General features: G+C 38.0%; 18 protein-coding genes and 1 other RNA gene. 3 read left to right on the plus strand and 16 right to left on the minus strand.

Going from position 1 to position 15,517, the window contains the following annotated elements:
- Nucleotides 1–13 precede the first annotated feature (13 nt).
- The 11 genes from BI291_RS14105 to BI291_RS14150 all read right to left on the minus strand — a co-directional run bounded on the left by BI291_RS14105 (nucleotide 14) and on the right by BI291_RS14150 (nucleotide 8,794).
- Entirely contained in the window at nucleotides 14–340 is a 327-nt protein-coding gene (locus tag BI291_RS14105; RefSeq protein ID WP_074499416.1) for a YbaB/EbfC family nucleoid-associated protein, read from the minus strand.
- A gap of 60 nt (nucleotides 341–400) precedes the next feature.
- Entirely contained in the window at nucleotides 401–2,527 is a 2,127-nt protein-coding gene (gene dnaX, locus BI291_RS14110; protein ID WP_074499417.1) for a DNA polymerase III subunit gamma/tau, read from the minus strand.
- A 7-nt stretch (nucleotides 2,528–2,534) separates the two neighbouring features.
- Nucleotides 2,535–3,080: an adenine phosphoribosyltransferase gene (gene apt, locus BI291_RS14115; protein WP_074499418.1), complete on the minus strand. Its 546-nt coding sequence runs from the start codon at nucleotides 3,078–3,080 to the stop codon at nucleotides 2,535–2,537.
- A 61-nt stretch (nucleotides 3,081–3,141) separates the two neighbouring features.
- On the minus strand, nucleotides 3,142–3,531 hold the full coding sequence (locus tag BI291_RS14120; RefSeq protein WP_074499419.1) for a response regulator: 390 nt from the start codon (nucleotides 3,529–3,531) through the stop codon (nucleotides 3,142–3,144).
- 23 nt (nucleotides 3,532–3,554) lie between these two features.
- Nucleotides 3,555–3,677 (minus strand): hypothetical protein, encoded by a 123-nt coding sequence (locus BI291_RS18695; protein WP_286271976.1) that lies wholly within the window; start codon nucleotides 3,675–3,677, stop codon nucleotides 3,555–3,557.
- A gap of 172 nt (nucleotides 3,678–3,849) precedes the next feature.
- Nucleotides 3,850–5,103, minus strand: coding sequence for a tetratricopeptide repeat protein (locus BI291_RS14125; protein ID WP_074499420.1), 1,254 nt, complete (start codon nucleotides 5,101–5,103; stop codon nucleotides 3,850–3,852).
- A gap of 2 nt (nucleotides 5,104–5,105) precedes the next feature.
- Complete coding sequence (locus BI291_RS14130) at nucleotides 5,106–5,723, minus strand: energy transducer TonB (protein ID WP_074499421.1); 618 nt, start codon at nucleotides 5,721–5,723, stop codon at nucleotides 5,106–5,108.
- 4 nt (nucleotides 5,724–5,727) lie between these two features.
- On the minus strand, nucleotides 5,728–6,129 hold the full coding sequence (locus BI291_RS14135; protein WP_074499422.1) for a biopolymer transporter ExbD: 402 nt from the start codon (nucleotides 6,127–6,129) through the stop codon (nucleotides 5,728–5,730).
- A gap of 12 nt (nucleotides 6,130–6,141) precedes the next feature.
- The gene (locus BI291_RS14140; protein ID WP_074499423.1) at nucleotides 6,142–6,666 is read right to left on the minus strand and encodes a MotA/TolQ/ExbB proton channel family protein; all 525 of its coding nucleotides are present in this window, start codon (nucleotides 6,664–6,666) and stop codon (nucleotides 6,142–6,144) included.
- Nucleotides 6,666–8,015: a MotA/TolQ/ExbB proton channel family protein gene (locus tag BI291_RS14145; RefSeq protein WP_074499424.1), complete on the minus strand. Its 1,350-nt coding sequence runs from the start codon at nucleotides 8,013–8,015 to the stop codon at nucleotides 6,666–6,668. Before BI291_RS14145 ends, BI291_RS14140 begins: the two co-directional genes overlap by 1 nt.
- Nucleotides 8,015–8,794, minus strand: a complete 780-nt coding sequence (locus BI291_RS14150) for a DUF3450 domain-containing protein (RefSeq protein WP_074499425.1) — start codon at nucleotides 8,792–8,794, stop codon at nucleotides 8,015–8,017. The genes BI291_RS14145 and BI291_RS14150 overlap by 1 nt, the downstream gene beginning before the upstream one ends.
- A gap of 699 nt (nucleotides 8,795–9,493) precedes the next feature.
- On the opposite strand from BI291_RS14150, the gene BI291_RS14155 reads away from it, so the two are divergent.
- From BI291_RS14155 to BI291_RS14165, 3 genes are all read left to right on the plus strand, one after another.
- Nucleotides 9,494–10,273 carry a TSUP family transporter gene (locus BI291_RS14155; protein ID WP_074499426.1) on the plus strand — a complete coding sequence of 260 codons (780 nt, stop codon included), beginning with the start codon at nucleotides 9,494–9,496 and terminating at the stop codon, nucleotides 10,271–10,273.
- Complete coding sequence (priC, locus tag BI291_RS14160; protein WP_074499427.1) at nucleotides 10,266–10,883, plus strand: primosomal replication protein PriC; 618 nt, start codon at nucleotides 10,266–10,268, stop codon at nucleotides 10,881–10,883. Before BI291_RS14155 ends, priC begins: the two co-directional genes overlap by 8 nt.
- A gap of 320 nt (nucleotides 10,884–11,203) precedes the next feature.
- Nucleotides 11,204–11,467, plus strand: coding sequence for a late competence development ComFB family protein (locus BI291_RS14165; protein WP_074499428.1), 264 nt, complete (start codon nucleotides 11,204–11,206; stop codon nucleotides 11,465–11,467).
- A 39-nt stretch (nucleotides 11,468–11,506) separates the two neighbouring features.
- Here the strand turns inward: BI291_RS14165 and ffs are convergent.
- The 5 genes from ffs to BI291_RS14190 all read right to left on the minus strand — a co-directional run bounded on the left by ffs (nucleotide 11,507) and on the right by BI291_RS14190 (nucleotide 15,510).
- Nucleotides 11,507–11,603, minus strand: an RNA gene (ffs, locus tag BI291_RS14170) — signal recognition particle sRNA small type.
- A gap of 97 nt (nucleotides 11,604–11,700) precedes the next feature.
- The gene (locus BI291_RS14175) at nucleotides 11,701–12,579 is read right to left on the minus strand and encodes a DUF3014 domain-containing protein (protein WP_074499429.1); all 879 of its coding nucleotides are present in this window, start codon (nucleotides 12,577–12,579) and stop codon (nucleotides 11,701–11,703) included.
- A 175-nt stretch (nucleotides 12,580–12,754) separates the two neighbouring features.
- The gene (maiA, locus tag BI291_RS14180) at nucleotides 12,755–13,393 is read right to left on the minus strand and encodes a maleylacetoacetate isomerase (RefSeq protein ID WP_074499430.1); all 639 of its coding nucleotides are present in this window, start codon (nucleotides 13,391–13,393) and stop codon (nucleotides 12,755–12,757) included.
- A 118-nt stretch (nucleotides 13,394–13,511) separates the two neighbouring features.
- Nucleotides 13,512–15,062, minus strand: coding sequence for a transcriptional regulator TyrR (gene tyrR / locus BI291_RS14185; protein WP_074499431.1), 1,551 nt, complete (start codon nucleotides 15,060–15,062; stop codon nucleotides 13,512–13,514).
- Between the two features lie 109 nt (nucleotides 15,063–15,171).
- A complete protein-coding gene (locus tag BI291_RS14190; RefSeq protein WP_074499432.1) occupies nucleotides 15,172–15,510 on the minus strand; it encodes a 4a-hydroxytetrahydrobiopterin dehydratase in 339 nt (112 codons plus the stop codon).
- Between the last annotated feature and the right edge of the window lie 7 nt (nucleotides 15,511–15,517).

Consider the following 15,517-nt stretch of genomic DNA (forward strand, 5'->3'; position numbering starts at 1 on the left):
TTATTCTGATTAATTAAAACGGCATCTTCATCCCTGGAGGCATTTGCATACCACCTGTGACAGAGCCCATCTTTTCTTTATTTTGCTCTTCAACGCGTCTTACAGCATCATTAATTGCAGCGGCAACTAAGTCTTCCACCATTTCTTTATCATCTTCTAGAAGGCTCTCATCGATCTCTACACGACGAACACTATGGCTACCTGTCATGGTGACTTTTACCATACCTGCACCAGACTCACCAGTCACTTCCATATTTGCGAGCTCTTCTTGCATTTTCTGCATTTTTGCTTGCATTTGTTGGGCTTGTTTCATTATGTTGCCCATTCCGCCTTTCATCATACTTTTCTCCAATTAACACTTATGCCAAAGATAGGGGCTTACGAACAAAAATTCAAGCTTCTACCTTGCTTCTATCGTATCTTCATTCAACTCTGCTTGAAAAGTCTCTTGCATCGCAATAACGAGATCATCTTCTTTTAATAGTGTTTTCGCATACTCGTAACGTTTATCATTAATTTTTTGTTGTATTTGTGCAGGATCATCATTGGTTTCATCAACAATAACAACTTCTACCCTTGTTGTTTTACCAAAGTACTCTGAAACAAACTGATTGAGCTGTGTCATGGCTGCATCTGATTTCAGATGCTTTGTTGATTGATTTAACGACAACACTAAACTTTCTTCGTTCGTGTTTTCATTAATCGTTGCATTTAATGCTAATTGACGTAACCGACCATTTAATGCCATAGCGTCAATCATGTTCGCCCATTTATCAACTTGATTAGCTTTTTTTATAATACTTGGATCAATCGCCTGTTCAATAAAAGGTTGTTCAGGGATCGTTTCAATATCAGGTACTTGCTTGATCTTATTTTTTGCAACATTAGCAACTGCAGTTGTTTCTTGACGCGTTGCGGCGTCATCAGACTTTTTTTCAGTATTCTCCAGCGCTTGTTTTTGACTTCTCAGCATATTTCGACGTGCTAATACCTGTGCAATTTCTGGTATTGCTACTTGCCCCAGTTCATCAGCCACCGTTGCTGACGGCATATTTGAAGTTTCTGTAGTGCTTTCAGATTGCTGCGTATCAAGTGCATTTTCAATCGTTGTATGCTCATTAGGCGCTGTAGGTTGTTCAACAACCGTACAATCTTTTTGAGCAACAACGTCGTTTGAGGAATCTGCGGGTATTGTATCTTCACGCAAACTAGCTGCTGTTAATTCCAGCTCGGTCATTTGAGTTGTGAGCGTCTCTTCATTAACAGCACAATTGTCACCTTCTTCCGCCGATGGCATGATTTCTTGAGCAGCCTTTTCCGTTTGTTCTACCTTATTAGCTCCTGACCGTATATCAGTTGATAATTCAACTTCAGAAAAACGGATCTCATCAAAGCTGACCTTATTATCAATTGTTTCAGTTACTGAGACATTTTCAGCATGCGTTTGTGGTTTAAAGGCGAGTAATCGTAATAATACCATGTCAAAGGCTGCTTGTTCGTCAGCAGCATAAGGTAAGTCTTTACGACCCGCTAATGCAATTTGATAATACAACTGTACATCTTCAGGCGACATTGCTTGGCAAAACTTTTCAACGAGCACGTTATGTTCTGGCGATAAATCAAAATGCTTACCAACCACTTGAGTAATCGCAACTTGATGTAACAACTGTATTAATTCAGCAAGTAAACGGCCATAATTAGGAGAATATGAAGCGATTTCCAATGAGAGGTTCATTAACGCTTTACTGTCACTTTTAATCAGGGCTATTAGTATTTTAAACACCCAATTATGATCAACACCACCGAGCATTTGTTGAACATTAGCAGCAATAATTTCACCATTACCCTGCGCTATTGCTTGATCCGTTAAACTCAATGAATCACGCATACTGCCTCTAGCTGCTTTTGCAAGTAGGTTCAGTGCTTGTGGATCTATTGGGACGTTTTCTGACTGTAAAATTTCCGAAAGTTTTTGTTCTATTTGGTTGACTGTTAACGCCTTAAGGTGAAATTGAAGACACCTTGAAAGAACCGTAATAGGTAATTTTTGAGGGTCAGTGGTGGCTAGAATAAACTTAACATGCTCAGGTGGTTCTTCTAAGGTCTTAAGTAAGGCATTAAAACTACTACGTGAGAGCATATGCACTTCATCTATTAAATATACCTTATAACGGCCTCTTGTAGGTGCATATTGCACATTATCTAGTATTTCACGGGTGTCATCTACTTTAGTACGAGAAGCTGCATCAATTTCAATTAAATCAACAAAACGGCCAAGATCAATATCTTCACATACATCACATTGCCCACAAGGATGAGCTGTTACACCCTCAGCACAATTTAAGCTTTTAGCAAAAATTCTCGCTATCGTTGTTTTGCCTACACCTCTAGTACCCGTAAATAAATAAGCATGATGTAGTCTTTGCTGCTGCAACGCATTAGATAAAACCGCCACCACATGCTCTTGCCCCATTAATTGAGCAAAGTTTTTCGGACGCCATTTTCTTGCTAAGACTTGATAACTCATGACTTATTTAATCGCCTTCATATGCTAATAAAGAGTGTACCGCTAACCCTAACGCTTCAAGTTTCTTCTCACCACCTAAATCAGGCAATGAAATAACGAACGCTGCATCTGTTACTTTGGCACCAATGCGGCGGATCAGTTGATATGTTGCTTCGATAGTACCACCTGTTGCTAATAAGTCATCAACAACTAATACTTTATCCTCAGGGACTAACGCGTCTTGGTGTATCTCTAAAATATCCGTACCATACTCTAATTGATATTCTTGTGAAAAAGTCGCCCTTGGTAATTTACCTGGTTTTCTTACCGGAACAAAACCAACTCCTAAACGCAACGCTAGAGGAGCACCAAATAAAAAACCACGCGCTTCTGTACCAATAACTTTCGTAAATCCACAGTCACGATATTTTTCAACGAATAAATCTATGGTTAAGTTAAATGCCTCTGCATTATCTAATATTCCAGTAACATCTCGGAACATAATGCCTTTTTTAGGGTAATCAGGGATAGTGTGTACTGCGCTTTCTAATAACGCTTTTTGAGAGTTTGTCATACTTACTATTAATCTGTTTTCTTAAAGATTTTCTTTAGCTAATAGAATAATAGAAAAACGACTAATTTGATATAGATCTTATCGGGTTAATTTGTGAGAAAAGCGGCTCAATAACCTGATTGAATAAATCAACGTTAATGGGCTTTTCGATCAGTTGATCGAAGAGTGAAGACTCAGCTGTCATGTTAGCAGCAGTTGCGCCTTGTGTTGTCATGAATAATAACGTGGCGTTAGCTAACAATTGTTTTTTATCTAAGTTTTTGACCAATTGAAGACCATTCATAACGGGCATCAAATGATCTACGATAAACAGGTCGTATTGCTTTTTTTGAGCTTTTTCAAGAGCATCTAAGCCATTACCAGCACTATCAATTTCACACGGATAGTCAGCCAGTAACGTACGTAGTTGTTCTAGTACAACAGGTTTATCATCAACAATTAAAATTTGCATATATTTTCTTAGTTCAGTGAAAACTAGCTTAAAACGGTAAACCAACCCATTAACATAGGTAATAGCGGTGCGGCAAACATGACAGTTATGGCAGCAAATAAATGGCGCTTTGATGAGCTATCTTTGAAATTTTCATTATGTGACATCTTACACTTCCTACTAAACTACAAAATGAACGGCGCGAATTCTAGCGAATTTTAACCAAATTAGATAGCCTTTTTTGATCTAGATCATAGTAATACCTATTCGCATAAAAATTACAGGGATAAAAAAACCAGCCACTAGGCTGGTTTTTTAAATGAAGACAACAACATGCTATTAAATAGCTTTGCCTTTTCGTTGTGCAGTATCTTTGATATACGTTACCCAACCTCTCGCACTTTTACGTGTTTTAGGATCCTTTTCTGCAAGCTTAACTGCAGCATAGGCTTGTTTGTACTGTCCTAAATAAAAATGTGCCTCAGCCAAGCTCATATTCAAACGGCCTTTGTTACTAGCACCTAAATCTAACGCTTTGTTCAGTGCTACAATAGCTTTTTTAAACTGTTCATCCTGAGCAAGTAACGTACCTAATTTAGCGTAATGCTTAGATTCATTAGTCATCTTTGCAAGTTCGCTAAAATATTTAGCTGCGGTATCAATTTCTTGAGCAGCATGGTATGCATTAGCTAGTGAGAATAGGTTCTGATCATCACGCTTTATTTCACCTGAGTTGATATGCTTCTCTAAAATTCTCGCCGCTTTGTGCGGGATATTATTTTGAGAATATAAACTTGCAAGTGTTTTAAGATGTGACTCTTTCTCTAAAAAGCCTTGCTTATAAGCAAGATCAAGTGTAGCCATGCCACGCTTATAATCTTCCGTTAGCAAATAAAAGTTACCGAGTTGTGTCCAGAAAGCTTTCTCTGTTGGGAACAATTGCACCGCTGTTTCAAGCACTTCGACCGCATCTTTATATTTCTTACGTTCGTAATATGAAGTAAGTTTTAATAAATACGGGTTTTTATTGTGCTTGTCACCGTAAGCAGCAATTGCGTTATCCGCCGGCGTGATCATTTTATCTAAACGCTTAAGTTGATACTGCGCGTTCGAAATTTTAACCCACGTATCACCGTCAGACTTACCGGTAAAGTCCATCCAAGCTTCATAATTTTTTAGCGCGTCTGCATATGCTTGTTCTTGCATTTGAAGATCCGCTAATAACTTAAGTGCATCGCCATGATCAGACTCATTGAGAATGTCAGGTTCAACTGCTTGCTTAAGATAGTCTATTGCTTTCTGTGGTTCACCTAACGTCGCGTACATATTAGCGATAAATCGTGCTAAATATGCCTTGTCATAGTCTTTCTTCGCGTTAATTTCTAATAACGTTGTTAAAGCACCTTGAACATCGTCAGCTGTATATAATTCGAAAGCCTTACCAATTTTTTTACCAACAGACTGCCCAACCAATTGCGTTTTTCGCTTCGGCTTTTCAGACTTTTGCTCAGCAGCTTGTACATCATAAGACGTAGGAAGCTGCACTAACGCAATAGAAGCGAATAACATTAAAGATTTAGTTATCTTGTGCATGATTATTGACCCCCATCCATTTTAAAGTCTAACTGTACAGTTAAACCAGGTTGTTTAATTGGTTTACCATCTACAACTTTAGGCTTGTACTTCCACTTTCTCAATGCGCGACGTGCTTCTTTATTGAAAACACGTTTAGGTTCAGCATCGATAACTTCAACATCTTCAACACCACCAATTTCATTGATAGTAAATGATAAAATTACCCAGCCTTCAATACCATCTCGCGCTGCTTGCATTGGATATTTAGGATTAATACGCACAATAGGAGCGGCATCACCATCACGTCCAAAGCCTGCACCAGGTGCTGCAATGTTAGTGTTTGCACCAGCAAGTTGTATGCCTGGTAAATTAAAACTTAAACCACCAGAGTCAGTGCTTGTTTCTGGCTCTGGAGCCTGCGGCTTAGGCGGCTGTTTAGGCGGCGGCGGCGGCGGCGGCGGTACACGTTGTCTTGATTGAGCCTTTGACTCAGGTGGCGTAGTGTTTACTTCAACAACAATGTGTTCTAACTTTTCTTCTTCTCTTCGATCTGTGCTAGAGATCAAATAAGCCATAAAAGCGAACAATGCAAAAGTAACCGCTGCGCCTAGTAGTATTGATACTAAAAAGCGAATCATAAACTTACCCCCTAGCTGCAGCGATGGAGATACGGTCGATGCCTGCTTCTTTAATCGCGTCCATTACTTTGACAACAACACCGTGTTTAGCGTTTTTGTCAGCTTGAACAATTACTACATCACTCGGTTGCTCTGCTAATAGTTTTTCAATATTAGCGGCAACACGTTCGACATCCACACGACGCTTATCTAACCAAATTTCACCAGAATCTCTAACAGCAATAAAAATGTTAGCTGACTTTTGTCTGGTTTGATTAGCTGCCTTCGGTTTATTAACTTCAATACCTGCTTCTTTTATAAAAGAAGTGGTCACGATGAAGAAGATCAGCATAATGAAGACGATGTCTAGCATCGGCGTCATATCTATAGCTGCGTCTTCATCTTCACGAATACGTTTACGTGCCATTCTAATCTCTCTCTAGTGGTGAGGTAAACTGTCAACCAGTTTTGCCTTTGCTAGTTTAACTTTTGCATCTAAACGGCTGCTAAAAAATACACCTGATAATGCTGCAACCATACCCGCCATTGTCGGAATAGTTGCCATTGAAATACCAGAAGCCATTAGACGCGGATTACCTGTACCTTGTTGAGCCATGGTTTCAAACACTGAAATCATACCGGTAACTGTACCTAGTAATCCGATTAGTGGACACATTGCCACTAAGGTTTTAATCGTAATCATGTTACGTTCTAGTAACTCTGCCGCTTCGGAGATCCATGTATCTCTAATACGATGTGCGTACCATGACGTTGTATCAGCTCTGGCATCCCACTTTGCGATAATTTCTTCACGCAATTTAGGGTATGTTGAAGCCAAGAACCAATAACGTTCTATCATTAATATCCACATCATTAAGAGAGCAAAGGCGACAAAGTATAAAACGTTACCGCCAGTTGCAATAAAACTCCTGACAGATTCGATAAGTTCTATCAGGAATAACATTACTTAGACTCCTTCTCTGCAATTTCAGCAATTAAACCAGCGCTTTGCTCGTCTAATTTATGAAGTACAGATTTACTACGACCAGCAACAACACTGTGAACTAGAATTAACGGCAATGCAGCAATTAGACCTAATGCAGTAGTTACAAGGGCAAGAGAGATGTTACCAGCCATGATTTTAGGGTCACCTGTACCGAACAATGTAATTGTTTGGAAGGTTAAAATCATACCGATAACCGTACCTAAAAGACCCATAAGTGGCGCAATCGCTGCGAACATCTTAATCAGGTTAATACCACGGTCAACTTTAGGTGTTTCACGAAGAATAGCTTCGTCAAGTTTCAGTTCTAACGTTTCAGCATCAGCGTTTTTATTTTCGTTGTAAACAACTAATAAACGACCAAGCGGATTGTTTTCGTTAGGTTGATCTAAGTTCTTCTGTTGAGCCTTAATCTTAGAACTAACACTGCCAAGAACAATTAAACGTTCAAGAGCGATTAGTAAACCAATGATTAACAATACAGTGATTGCATAACCAACAGTGCCACCTTGATGGTAGAACTCTTCAAGCGTTTTCTTACGTGTTTCTAACGTTAAAATAGCACCACGAGAAGGGTCAACATAAAGTTCAGTATAGCCAGAAGTTGTGTTGAAGAAGCTTGATGCTGTTTCAGTAATAAAACCAGCCGGCTGTTTAGCAAGTGGTTGAACTTGACCAACTTCATCATTATACGTTAAGTAGCCATTATCTGACACTAAGTTAAACGTACCGATACGGGTAATCGTTTCTGTTGATTTTGTACCGTCAAGATTAGTCACTTCAGTCGTAAATTGTGAAACTTCACCTGACTGAGTCATTTCAGTTTGCAGCGCAAACCATAACTCTTCTAGCTGTTCTAGCTCAGGTATTTCTTTTGCATTTGCGATTTCGTTTAATATATCGCCACGACCAGGGTACTCAGCACTTACGATAGAAGTAGAGATTGCACCATAGGCATCAGCAGCCGCTGCACGACTTACACCGAACATTTCACCTAACGTACCTTCGGCAGTATCAAGTTCAACTGCTTTTTGCGCTAAGGTAATTTCATTTTGTGCGTATTCTTTTGTTAAACGCTTATTACGCTCTTGCTCAGCTTTTAACTGCGCTTTTGCTTTATTCAATAACGCTTGTTTGTCAGCACGAGCAGCAGTGAATTCAGCTTCACGCTTTTTATCAATGCTTGCTTCAGAAATACGGTCATTTTTAACCTGTTCAAGTAATTTTTGTAAGTCGTTTGCATTTGCAGACGCTACCATGCCAGCCGTCATTGACGCAGCAAGCATTACATAATTAATCATCTTCTTCATTATTTAGCTCCTGCTGCGAAAACGGGTAACTTAGTTAAATCTTTCGTTAGCTGGTTACGAGCCATACGAATGCCGTCTGTAATAGGCTTCAAGTATTCATCACCTAATTTTTCCCAAGCACGTGTTTCGTTGTTCCACACCCATGCATTTTTCATATCAAGCGATTGTGCAACAAATGCGATTCGGCCCATATGTAAGAAATCAACCGTAATTTTTTGACCATCTAAATCAAGTTCACCTTGATAAGCAGCAAATACAGTACCGTAGTTAGCTTCAATTTCAAAAGCTTCTAGTACTAAGCGAAATTGCTCTGAAACGGTAACGTTCGAATCGTCCATTACATCACGTAAACCTTGAACACGATCTTTTCGCGCTTCAATATTTACAGGAATGTCTGCATTAATAAATTGATCAAGTGTATCGATCATCTTATACATTAGCGGTACAACGCCTTGCTTAGTTTTGTCGATACCTGCAATTTGCTTTTCTAATGATTTAATGTTGGCTTTTTGACCATCAACCATACGCTGAACATGGTCGTTGTAATCCGATAAAATCTCAGCTTCGTCTACTGTATTACGGTATTCCGCAAGTAAAGTAAGCGTTTGCTCATAGATATTGTTTATTTTAGCTTGCGATCTCGCAGAGTTTTTAAACGTTTGTGCTTCAGCTTTTTGCAGCTCGGTTAATTCATCCGCAGAAGCGAAAGTGCTTGCTGTCAATGCTAATGAGCCCACCATCGCTGATGCGATAAGGCTTTTTTTACTTAATATGGACATAGTTCCCAACCAATTGTTATTGAATGTAGATAACAAATCTCATCGTTAAGGCAAATCCCAAAAATTTGCCCAATAATTTTTTTAAGTTTTAATTTCTCTAGAATAAAACCATGCAATATTCCCAAACGACATGTTTCATGTCAACCTGACATATTAAAAATGTCTGCTAAATTGAAACAAAAAAAAGCCAATTGTTCTTTTTTGTAACAACTTCCAAACAAAAACTTATCGTTTCATTTGCAATTGTGTTATTTAGCAGGCGCCTAATATCTTCAGAATATTGCCTACCCTATGTTTTACTAATTCATTCGTAGTAAGTCAAATTTAATTGTAACGATATCCAAATATAATAAGTAATTATTCATGAATTATGTGTCCGAAAGGACTATCACTATAGTGACTACGTTTTAATTTACTCTCTGATATTATTGAACTTATCCTATAAAACATCACAAAACCTAAACGTTATTTCTATTATGTCTTTATCTATTTTAAAAAATAGCCTTTTATTCGTACTTTATAACCACAAATATAGCAAGGTCATTACTTTTTTGTTTCGACTACTTTACAGGGAACAGTTTAGATCTGTTAAATCTGAACGTTAAGTTACTAAATGTATTGATTGGTTATATAGGTAAAAAATTTAATGTGATAATATTACGCCTTTGAAACATACGTTGTTGTTATTTACCTATCTTCATGGAAATTGCTCTCGAACCTAACCTCTGGCTCATGCTTTGCGGTATCGGATTTTTAGCCGGTTTAATTGATGCTATTGCGGGCGGGGGTGGCATGTTAACCATTCCTGCATTGTTAACCGTTGGTTTACCCCCACATCTTGCATTAGGCACCAACAAGCTTGCTGCATCTTTCGGTTCACTCACCGCATCTATCACTTTTTATCGAAAGAAATTGTTTAATATAAGTTTCTGGCGAGTATCTATCATCATGACTGCAATTGGCGCAGTTCTAGGCACAATTGTAGTAGATTATTTACCTGTGCATTTATTAGATAAAGCTTTACCTATCCTTATTATGTTCACAGCAGCTTATACGCTATTTTCAAAAAACATTGTTTATGAAAACAACCAATTGCCACATAAAAATAGATTATTAAAAATTAAACAAAGTACGCAAGGATTAATCTTAGGCTTTTATGATGGTGTTGCTGGCCCTGGTACCGGAGCGTTTTGGACAGCGACCTCAAGTGCATTATATAAAATTAATATTCTTTTAAGTTGTGGGCTTGCTAGGTCTACTAATTTTGTGAGTAATTTATGCAGTTTGTTAACCTTTGTTTATTTAGGTTATGTTAACTTCTTACTAGGTGTATCAATGGGATTGTTTATTATGCTTGGTTCTTGGGTTGGGTCGCATTGGGCGATCAAATTTGGCACAAAGTTTATACGTCCTATCTTTATTACCGTTGTTATAATAATGTCAATAAATCTTGCTTATCAGGCGTGGTTCAATGGTTAGTGTACCAACGTTGAATACGCTTAATAAGCTAGATGCAATTGTTAAGCAGTTAGTCGCAGAAGCGCAGGCAATTGACGATCGACTTGCTGCAAAAAAAGCGAAACAACACAATACTAAACAGTTATTTTCACCACCATTATTTACTTCTCAAGCTGATACTTATCTCCCCTATTCACTTGAAGTAAAAAAGAAAGTTCATCATGTTTCACGATTGATTGATCGTCAAGAGCATAATGATTTTGTTTTTAATGAGTTAAAAACGATAGAACAACAAATACATGCACTTACTACTGCTTTTCATGCCCAAGGAAGACAACAACAAATAGAACAGCAGTTCACGCAAAAAAATCGTGCTAAGTACTTTAAAAAAGCAGCGAAACAAGTATTAAACACTTCGCATCACTTACATCAAAAATTAGCAGAAACACATGAATTTGAACGACGACTTATGGAGATGCTTGAACTAAAAGAAATTGAACTACATAACGCTAACAAAACTACCCAAACAAGTTTATCTCAACAAGTCCTAACGCTTCATCAACGCCTTGGACGCTGTAGACAAGCAATCAGTAAAATTGAACGGCAAATTGAAATGAGTGAAAAACGCTAATAGCATACAGTGTTCTGCTCTTTCTTGACATTCAAAACATGCTGTTCATCGCACTAGCTTACGGCATAGTCCTTCCAACAGAAAGCCAGCAGTTATAAATGAAGTGTTTTAAATTTCACCTATTAGGGCTGCATATTTCCCTCGATTCTATTGCCTTATCATTTTCTATGTAAGTTAACGACTCGATAATCACCGCGTATTGTTTACAGCACACATAGGTTGCTACAAAAAAGTACACCAAAGATCAACACGCCCTAGGCTTTAGGCGTTTGCTTTGCTATGGTTATAAAGATTTTAGTCTTTAACATCTTGAGGTCACAATGAAAATTGCTGATGATATTCACAATTACTATGAAAAACTCGTTGTTCAACATTTCGCCGCATTAAAACTAGAAGAGACACATGATGCTGATTTTATCGCTGACTTAACGTGTGTAGTACTGAATCAACTGCCATGTCGTTATATTCGCCATGAAGTGGATATGGCTTTCTATCTTCCGGCATCTGAGCGATTTGAAATGGAAAGCAAAGTAAAGGTTGCAGTAAGTAAAGCACTAGAGTTTATGAAGCAACATCGAAATTAATGCTAGGCTTATAATTTCAGATGGGGATTTGGGTGGCAACCCAAACAGCCACACTCCGGCACATGAGTCGTCTGCTGCGGTTGCTTCCTTCCGGACCTGGCCGAGTTCACAGAGTATCATTGCGAAGGGACCGTAAGGGTCACCATAGATGCTATTATAGCGGCGAGGATTATCGCTAAACATTCACTGAGTTGCAAGAACAACCGATCAACTCTAGATTGATCGGCTAAAAGTTAATCGTTTTCTTGATTTTCTCTAGCTCTGGATAACTTTTCACTGATTTCTAGTAGCACAGACTTTATCACTAATAGGTTTTCTTTACCTATTCTTAACATTAATTTTTCTGCATCATCCAAGCTTTCGTAAGATTCATCTTTAAATTGATACATCACACTTGGGCGAACAAGTTCTAAGCGCTCTTTAGGGATCTCCATATCAAGTACTTTGGTAATTGAGTCTTGTAAAATATCAGTGAAATTTTCTTCTGGGTAGCCCAGTTCTCTATATGCCTCGTTAATCAGTGGTTTTAATTCAAAATACCAAGAAACTAACGTGTCTGTGTCTACCGAGCGTAATAAATCTACATATAAACTAAAACGTCTTGATGTAGTTTCATCCCATTTAATAACTATTTCATCATCTTCGTTGATCTCTTTTGCAGAAAAGGACGTAGTAGGTTTAATTAGTGGACTATGTTCGTAAGCTAATAACCCTTGAGAAAAATTATCGGTAAACACAACAAAACGGCGGATCATATCATCGTCGATGACCAGTTTAAGCAATTCTTTACGCCAAGTAATGCTAGGTAACTTTTCTTGAAGCCACTGATCACTTTCATTAAGCGTTGGTAATAAAGGTTTTGTCGGTTCAGGTGCTATTGGCTCTACTGGCTCTGGCACGACAACTTCTGGTTCGATTGGCGGTTCAGGAAGCGGTATTGGTTCTGGCTCAACAGGCTGTTCAACTTCCACAACAGGTTCAGATGGTTGCTTACGCTCCGGTTGCGTTGGTTCATCAAGGAGAAACCATAAAAGCATTGCCACAATCACAATGATAATACCAATAACGAGAGGCCAAGGTGTTGATGACTGATTAGATGATGATTTATCCATACTTCCCCTGATTAAAAAACTTCGATGAAAAAAGAGTGTACAAAATTTACATTGGTTACACCCTCTCTATTGCAACGCTTTTTAACCAAGGTTTCAAGTAACATTTGTTTATTGTTCACACTTTCTTGCAATTTCGATAAATAATTGTCTTAAAAACAAGCCAATACTAAATTTTTTATACGGCATCTTTTTGGTTTTCAGGTAACGCTTGGCTAAATGCAGGCAGTTCATTGCAATTATTCGTGATACTATTAATTAAAGGATATGGTGTCATATCAAGATTGAAGCGCTTCGCGTTGTATACTTGTGGCACCAAACAAATATCAGCGATGGTAATATCATCACCAAAACAGTATCTGCCAGCTGTTTTACTTAATTTTGCTTCAATTGCAGTAAAACCTAAATGCATCCAGTGATGTGACCAACGTAGTTTATCTTGATCAGAACAATTTAATTCGTTCGCTAGATATTGCTGTACACGCAAATTATTCACAGGGTGTATCTCACACGCAATGTCAAACATTAGCGCTTGCACTAACGCTTTATCTTGTACAGCGCTAGGGTAAACAGCAGGCTGTGGATATTTTGCGTCGAGATAATCAATGATAGCGATAGATTGATTTAAAATAAAACCGTTATCTTCTAAGGTTGGTACTAGGTGAGTAGGATTCATATCAACATAATTTTTTTGATGTTGTTCTCCCCCAGCCTTAACCAAATGAACAGGGATTGTTTCGTACGGAATATCCTTCAAATTAAGTGTAATTCTTACGCGATAGGCCGCAGAAGAGCGCCAATAGCCATACAATTTCATATAAATATCACCTTAAAAAGTCAAATAATAAAAGAAACGTACTTAAAGACCAATGATTTATTGATAATAAAAAAGCAACCATTGTTATGGTTGCTTTACAGTAATTTCAATCGATTAACTATATTTTCACGGTTTTTTTATTGATATCATATTCACGTAACTTATTAGCGATAGCCGTATGACTCAATCCAAGCTTCTTTGCTAACTGACGCGTGCTAGGATATGCAGGGTATAACTTTCTTAATAGATCCGCTTCAAAGCCTTTAACCGCCGCATCTAACGTACCCTCAAATTCTTGTTCTAAATAACCATGTTCTCGCGTATATGCCGGCAATTGAAGGTGTGATGTTTGAATAAGATTACCTTCCATTAATGATACAGCCCTGATCAACACATTTTCTAATTGCCTGACATTGCCAGGCCAAGGGTAGTGTTCTATAAAGTCACGACAATCATCAGACATATTAATACTGCCTTTACCAATTCGTTGACCAAATTTTGCAATAAAATATTCCGCCAAAGGAATAATATCAGAACGTCGTTCTCTTAATGATGGAATGTTCAACCCCAGTACATTTAAGCGATAATATAAATCTTCCCTAAACTCACCTTGCTGTACCATGGTTAATAAGTCATGGTTAGTGGAACTAATAAATCGAACGTTTACATTGATTTCTTTCTCATCATCAACTCGCCTAAAAATACCATCTTGTATCACGCGCAAAAGCTTAATTTGAAGTTTTGGCGACATCTCCCCTACTTCATCAAGAAAAATAGTTCCGCCACCAGCCAGTTCAAACAACCCTTTTTTAATTAACTCAGGTTTGTTCGATCCCATACCAAATAATTCAGTTTCGGCTGCCTCATCTGGTAATGAAGCACAATTAAGCGTCATAAAGGGTTTTTCTGCACGATCACTTGCAGCATGACAGGCGCGAGCAATTAATTCTTTACCCGTGCCTGTTTCACCTACAAGTAGCATTGAGGATTCAAGCAACGACATTCTTTTCGCTTCACGAATCACTTTTCGCATTGCACCGCTACTTGCTTGAATGCCAGCAAAATTATTTTCATTTGCCTGTTTAAATGCACTCATCTGTTGACCTAAGCGAATTTCTGATTTTAAAATCAGTACAGCGCCGGCAAGAATAACCTCGCCATCAATGCCTTGGATATGAATAGGCATAATATCAGCAACATAATCATCATCAATAAATTTGAGCCGTCTTGTTTGTGCTAAAACTTCTTCACTATCAAGCCAACGATTAAAATTAAAACCTTTAAGCCACTGGCTTACATGTTGACCAACAATTTCATTGTTACTGCAACCAATAATACTCGCTGTAACGTGGTTGACAATTCTAATGTTCCCTTTTGCATCAATAGAAACAAAGGGATCGGGAAACGTTTTGATTAACGTAGAAAGTTCATTTTTTTCACGTTCAGAAGGCATATAAGGCGTTGTTTTAACATCTTCTACCCCTTCTATTAAACGTAACTGTGGCATGAATGTTTGCAATTCAGAAAAATCTAAATCAGGTATATTGATGAATATTTTTCCAGGTTGTTCTAATTCGATACCACGTAAATCAATACTACGTTCTACAAATATGCTTAAAACATCTTGTGCTATGCCAACGCGATCTAAACAACCAATTTCTAATCGCATAAACGTTTCCTCAAACTCATCATGCTTAAAGCTTTATTGTAAACTAATTTTTACAACAAAAAAAAGCCCCCCTACATGGAGAGCTTTATGTAATTAATGTAACTAAGTATTACAATAAGGCGTCAGTTTTGGCCGCGCAAATAAAATCGTTCTTATGCAGCCCTTTAATAGCGTGCGACCACCAAGTTACTGTTACCTTACCCCATTCCAATAAAATGGCTGGGTGATGAAACTCTTCTTCCGCTAAAGTTGATACTTTATTTGCAAATGCCCAAGCTAATTTATAATTTTTAAATTTATAAACGCGTTCTAACATCATTACTCCATCTCTGACTTCAGGTACCCAATCAGGTATTTGAGACATTAATGTTTGTAACTCTTCGTCTGTAACTTTAGGGGCGTCGGCATGACACGCTTCACATTTTTGTGTTGATAACTCTGAACTCATTTTATTT

The sequence above is a fragment of the Thalassotalea sp. PP2-459 genome (assembly GCF_001913705.1).
GTDB lineage: Bacteria > Pseudomonadota > Gammaproteobacteria > Enterobacterales > Alteromonadaceae > Thalassotalea_C > Thalassotalea_C hakodatensis.

What these genes read in the sequence shown, in the direction of transcription:
- BI291_RS14105 (WP_074499416.1), bottom strand. Translation starts at nt 340, where the DNA reads ATGATGAAAGGCGGAATGGGCAACATAATGAAACAAGCCCAACAAATG.
- dnaX (WP_074499417.1), bottom strand. Translation starts at nt 2,527, where the DNA reads ATGAGTTATCAAGTCTTAGCAAGAAAATGGCGTCCGAAAAACTTTGCT.
- apt (WP_074499418.1), bottom strand. Translation starts at nt 3,080, where the DNA reads ATGACAAACTCTCAAAAAGCGTTATTAGAAAGCGCAGTACACACTATC.
- BI291_RS14120 (WP_074499419.1), bottom strand. Translation starts at nt 3,531, where the DNA reads ATGCAAATTTTAATTGTTGATGATAAACCTGTTGTACTAGAACAACTA.
- BI291_RS18695 (WP_286271976.1), bottom strand. Translation starts at nt 3,677, where the DNA reads ATGTCACATAATGAAAATTTCAAAGATAGCTCATCAAAGCGCCATTTA.
- BI291_RS14125 (WP_074499420.1), bottom strand. Translation starts at nt 5,103, where the DNA reads ATGCACAAGATAACTAAATCTTTAATGTTATTCGCTTCTATTGCGTTA.
- BI291_RS14130 (WP_074499421.1), bottom strand. Translation starts at nt 5,723, where the DNA reads ATGATTCGCTTTTTAGTATCAATACTACTAGGCGCAGCGGTTACTTTT.
- BI291_RS14135 (WP_074499422.1), bottom strand. Translation starts at nt 6,129, where the DNA reads ATGGCACGTAAACGTATTCGTGAAGATGAAGACGCAGCTATAGATATG.
- BI291_RS14140 (WP_074499423.1), bottom strand. Translation starts at nt 6,666, where the DNA reads ATGTTATTCCTGATAGAACTTATCGAATCTGTCAGGAGTTTTATTGCA.
- BI291_RS14145 (WP_074499424.1), bottom strand. Translation starts at nt 8,015, where the DNA reads ATGAAGAAGATGATTAATTATGTAATGCTTGCTGCGTCAATGACGGCT.
- BI291_RS14150 (WP_074499425.1), bottom strand. Translation starts at nt 8,794, where the DNA reads ATGTCCATATTAAGTAAAAAAAGCCTTATCGCATCAGCGATGGTGGGC.
- BI291_RS14155 (WP_074499426.1), top strand. Translation starts at nt 9,494, where the DNA reads ATGGAAATTGCTCTCGAACCTAACCTCTGGCTCATGCTTTGCGGTATC.
- priC (WP_074499427.1), top strand. Translation starts at nt 10,266, where the DNA reads ATGGTTAGTGTACCAACGTTGAATACGCTTAATAAGCTAGATGCAATT.
- BI291_RS14165 (WP_074499428.1), top strand. Translation starts at nt 11,204, where the DNA reads ATGAAAATTGCTGATGATATTCACAATTACTATGAAAAACTCGTTGTT.
- BI291_RS14175 (WP_074499429.1), bottom strand. Translation starts at nt 12,579, where the DNA reads ATGGATAAATCATCATCTAATCAGTCATCAACACCTTGGCCTCTCGTT.
- maiA (WP_074499430.1), bottom strand. Translation starts at nt 13,393, where the DNA reads ATGAAATTGTATGGCTATTGGCGCTCTTCTGCGGCCTATCGCGTAAGA.
- tyrR (WP_074499431.1), bottom strand. Translation starts at nt 15,062, where the DNA reads ATGCGATTAGAAATTGGTTGTTTAGATCGCGTTGGCATAGCACAAGAT.
- BI291_RS14190 (WP_074499432.1), bottom strand. Translation starts at nt 15,510, where the DNA reads ATGAGTTCAGAGTTATCAACACAAAAATGTGAAGCGTGTCATGCCGAC.